Below are 4,095 nucleotides of genomic sequence, written 5' to 3'. Positions count from 1 at the left end.
GTTCCAATCAGCGGAAGCGAAATCTGCCCGCCTGCGTCGACCTGAACTGTTCTGTTCAAATTATCGACCTGAAACACACTGACCTCGAGCACATCGTTGGCGGACAGCGGCTGCTCGCTGCCATTCTGGGTATTCTGCGGCGGCGGAAGATCCTTGACCACCTGCAGCGTACCACCGCCAGAGAGCGCCGATGAAGACGCCGTCGGCTGCAGCGCATCGACAGAACTGGTGGTGGACGTCGATGTCGACGACGTGCTTGCGCACGCAGATAACGCTAGCGATGCGAGTAAGGCGGGCACGGTGCCCGCACGACTTCTTGCAAGATCGAAAATGCCCATCAAAGAGCCCCGCTCTTGAACAACCGGCCCAATCCGCCAAACCGCCCCGCACTGCTGCCGCCCGACTTTCTCGCGCTTTGCTTTCCGATGGGCACGAGCGGCCGATCCTGCAATATCGCGTCCGGGCGTTTCACTGCCATGTTGTAAGCCTCATCTTCCCCACACCGGTTCGCGATGGCGACAACCGCCTGCGAAAGCCCTGGCCGCCGGCGGCTGGCGCCGTGCGTATCGGAGGCGACAATATCCACCCTGCCCTCATCCAGCAGCTTCTCCGAGTAGTACAGCGCCGTACGTCCAAAGACCCCCGTCACAGAATCAGCCGTGAGCTGAATAAGGCAGCCTAGCGTATTCAACCTCTCGATGACGTCGTAATTCGCCTTGATCCAGGTCAACCGTTCTGGATGAGTGAGGATCGGCACGAAGCCGGCGCCTATGAGACGGGCGGCGAAGTCTTCGAGCCGCGGAGGCAGAATGTGATGTGGCGGCTCGAACAGGAAATAGCGGGATCCGTTCAGAGTGGGCACCGTACCTAGCCTCAATCGATCGGGAAGATCAGGCGCGAGATGAACATCAGCGCCAATGTATAAGGTAAGCGGTATGGCAGCGCGATGAAGCTCCAGTTCCAACGCCTGAACAGCCTCGGCAATGTTTGGCGTGGCGTTCTCATAAACCCCAGGCATCACATGCGGCGTACATGCCATATGCGTTGTACCGTCGGCGACTGCCAGCCGTGCCATCTCCAGCGACATGGCCAAGTCAGGAGAACCGTCATCGAGACCGGGCAGGATATGTGAATGCAGGTCGATCATTGGCGTTTCTGGTTGAGAGGAGGCAAAGCTTCGCCTCGACAAAATAGAAATGCGTCACCCGCATGAAGGCGAATGACGCATTTGACAAATTTACACAAAACAACGGGTGTCGTATCCCGCCTACCGGCTGACCGCGTCGTCGTCATCCTGCAGGCCGATAATAAGGGCGGCGGCACCACCGACGGCGGCGCCGCCCAAGAGAACCGGCAGCATGCCAGGTTCTGAGCTGGCGGGTACGATCGTCGCAGTTGGTGTCTCAAGCGAAACGCACATGCCGCCTTCGATAGGGTCGACCTTGACGGTGGCATTGGCTGGAATATCGAGCGCGCAATTGGCTCCGATAGCCAGCGAAGCAGACGCCTGCGCCCCGGTCATGATGCGAGCGCCCGCATACACCGGCGCCTCGGCATCCACCCCTGCATAGCCGCCGGCCTGGGACATCTGGACATCACCCCGGACCTGCGTAAGCCGACCTATCGCGTCTGCGGACGCCGGCACGGACGCAAGACAGGAACAGGTTTGCTGAGCTACAGCCTCGGGCGCGGCCAACAGGACACCCCCTGCGACGAATGCAACAAAAGCAAAAGCAGCCCCGAACCGATGGTAACTCATCATTTTTACCCCACCAAAACCTGCAACTCGCCCTGTTGGTACGAATCACACCCACCCCACCCCAAGCAATAAAGCAAATGGTTAACGAATCCAGTAAACTAGCCGGGCCGCCGACCGATCCAGCACTTTCACTACAGCGGCCAACACCGCTTAATCTTCGTCAGCGGCTGACGCCGTTGTCGTCGTCCTGCGTCGCCGCGAGCACGCCAGACGTCAGAAGCGCGCCCGTGAAAATCGCCTCCGGCGGACCGAACCCGGCGCCGCCACCGGAGGGCTGAATAGCAGCAGTCTGCTCAGAGCCGACAAGCTTGAGGCAGATGTTGTTGCCAAGGCGGGAAACGTCGAGGCTCGAATTGGCCGAAACCTCCAGACTGCAGCCGCCGACCAGAACGGAGGCCGCGCCCTTGGCGCCAACCACCACACGGCTACCAAAATCGAGCGCGCTTCCGACCTTGGCAGCGCCATAGCCCGTTGTTTGCGACACCATCACATCACCGATGGCGGAATGAATGGATCCGATCGGGCTTGCCGAACCTTGATAGGGTGTCGCGCAGCTGCACGAAGCATCCTGGGCAAACGATGAAGCTGAACCAAACCCGATTGACACGACAAATACGGCAAGCGCAGTTTTAACCACAAGGTTCATCAGTCTTCGATCCCCTCTTGCTGCACCGCTTCCGGCGCACCCAGTCCAAGGCAGTTCATTAGCGCGTACCAGTTTTTGGCCACAATTCCAACCTGTTTCGCGCGCGCGAGGCGATTTAAGCTGATGCGTGTCTGTCCGAGCACAGTACTTTAGTGAGAAGGCATGAGCAATTTAGCTGGCCAGCGCACGTTTATTATTAACAGACAGAAATTGAGGTTTCCTTTCCGTCGCCATTGTTCCTAAGGACAGGCCGATCAGAGTCGCGGAGAAATTAGGCACGCTAAATGCGCAAGAAGCCCCACAGCCTGTACTAGCCAAGCGTCAGACGGCATTCGTGTTCGATACTCACTGAGGCAGTGTTACCATTCGGCGGAACCTCTGCCTCTTCAGGATCTTCCCCAAGAAGCTCGGAAGGCGCATATGCATCCTTCTGTTTGCCGTTGCGGACGGACGCGATCTCTATGCCACTCTTGCCCTGACGGATCGTCAAAACGAACGGATTGAGCACTATGCGTCGAGTTCCGGGAAAGAGCGGTACGCATCGCATCGCTGCGGCGGCCCCGAAAATCCCGCTCAGCAAGGTTTGTACGTTGCGCCGGCCTGAACCGGCTGGCCGCAGAGAATTCCGCCCTGCGTAAGTATGGTGGCCAAATCTTCCCCCTCAGCCGTCAGGCACTGCACAACAAGGGTATCGCCAACCCTGGAAGCGATCTTGCCGTCGCAAGGTGTTCCGGCACCTACAGGTTTGCAGGCCAGGACGAGCCCCTGATAGTCTCGGCGCGCCGCTTCCGTCACCAGGAGGCGCATAGCCTGAGGCCTGGAAAACGCCGCCCCGCACAGCAGGATCTTGCGACCGCCGACGCGCAGATCATCGACCGATGGAATGGCGAGCTTGCCGTCAAACGGCTCGAGCGCGGCTACCGGCTTCGCGGGGGACGGGCCGCCCCTCTGCATGACGATTATGCCCAGAAAGCCAACACCAAACAAAACAGCCACGACGGCAAGCAACGCTATGCTCCTGACTGACAAAACCATCCTCCATCCGACCCGGTGCGGCCGGTCCGCTCATTTCGTCGCAAGGGCGCTCAGTCTTTCTATCTGCTGCATGTACTTCTCGATGACGATCGTTTCCGAAAACTGCCGCTCGACCTTGTTTCTGCTCCGGGCCCCCATCCTGTCCCTGGACGAGCCGTCCAGCCGCGCAAACTCGACCATCTTGTTCGCAAGGTCATCAGGGTCCCTCACCTTGCACAGGAAGCCATTGACGGCGTGGTCCACCACTTCCCTGCATCCTGGCACGTCGGTTGCGATCAGCGGCTTGCCCATCGCAGCCGCCTCAAGCAGCGAGCGCGGCGTTCCCTCCCTGTAGGAGGGCAACACGACACAATCGGCGGCACGCATGAAAGGCCGCACATCGTCGGTGGAACCGAGATATTCGACCAATCCCTCGGCAACCCATTTTTCCACGTGCTCGCGGCTGACCGCAGTCCGGTTTTCGACATCAAGAAAGCCGAGCAGTTGGAAACGCACTCCGGGCACCTCACGGCAAACCCGACGGGCCGCCGTGATGAACTCGCCGACACCCTTGTCCCAGAGAAGCCGGGCCACGAGAAGAAAGACGATGGCGCCAGACCCGGTGCGCGCTTCGGACGACGGGGCAAAACGCACGAGGTCGATGCCGGAGCCAGGC

The 4,095-nt window shown here is 59.7% G+C and carries 6 protein-coding genes; all 6 read right to left on the bottom strand.

Annotation, left to right across the window (positions count from 1 at the left end):
- Positions 1 to 338, bottom strand: a 338-nt coding sequence (locus EN991_RS25995; RefSeq protein ID WP_206519250.1) for a polysaccharide biosynthesis/export family protein, incomplete at its 3' end; no start/stop codon positions are given.
- Entirely contained in the window at positions 338 to 1,147 is an 810-nt protein-coding gene (locus tag EN991_RS25990; protein ID WP_127369838.1) for a CpsB/CapC family capsule biosynthesis tyrosine phosphatase, read from the bottom strand. The genes EN991_RS25995 and EN991_RS25990, both read right to left, overlap by 1 nt.
- Positions 1,148 to 1,267: 120 nt before the next feature.
- On the bottom strand, positions 1,268 to 1,588 hold the full coding sequence (locus EN991_RS25985; protein ID WP_127369837.1) for a hypothetical protein: 321 nt from the start codon (positions 1,586 to 1,588) through the stop codon (positions 1,268 to 1,270).
- 331 nt (positions 1,589 to 1,919) lie between these two features.
- Positions 1,920 to 2,405, bottom strand: a complete 486-nt coding sequence (locus EN991_RS25980; RefSeq protein WP_127365509.1) for a hypothetical protein — start codon at positions 2,403 to 2,405, stop codon at positions 1,920 to 1,922.
- 573 nt (positions 2,406 to 2,978) lie between these two features.
- Entirely contained in the window at positions 2,979 to 3,413 is a 435-nt protein-coding gene (locus EN991_RS25975) for a hypothetical protein (protein ID WP_127365510.1), read from the bottom strand.
- Positions 3,414 to 3,470: 57 nt separating this feature from the next.
- Positions 3,471 to 4,095, bottom strand: a 625-nt coding sequence (locus EN991_RS25970; protein WP_164769373.1) for a glycosyltransferase, incomplete at its 5' end; no start/stop codon positions are given.

Origin of the sequence: Mesorhizobium sp. M7A.F.Ca.US.005.03.2.1, assembly GCF_003997795.1 — a bacterium.
Taxonomy (GTDB): Bacteria; Pseudomonadota; Alphaproteobacteria; order Rhizobiales; family Rhizobiaceae; genus Mesorhizobium; species Mesorhizobium ciceri.
The sequence above is the reverse complement of the archived record's forward strand: the minus strand, read 5'-3'. Positions and strand labels throughout refer to the sequence as shown.

Coding starts and splice junctions, on each gene's coding strand:
- EN991_RS25985 (WP_127369837.1), bottom strand. CDS start 1,588: ATGTCCCAGGCCGGCGGCTATGCAGGGGTGGATGCCGAGGCGCCGGTG.
- EN991_RS25980 (WP_127365509.1), bottom strand. CDS start 2,405: ATGAACCTTGTGGTTAAAACTGCGCTTGCCGTATTTGTCGTGTCAATC.
- EN991_RS25990 (WP_127369838.1), bottom strand. CDS start 1,147: ATGATCGACCTGCATTCACATATCCTGCCCGGTCTCGATGACGGTTCT.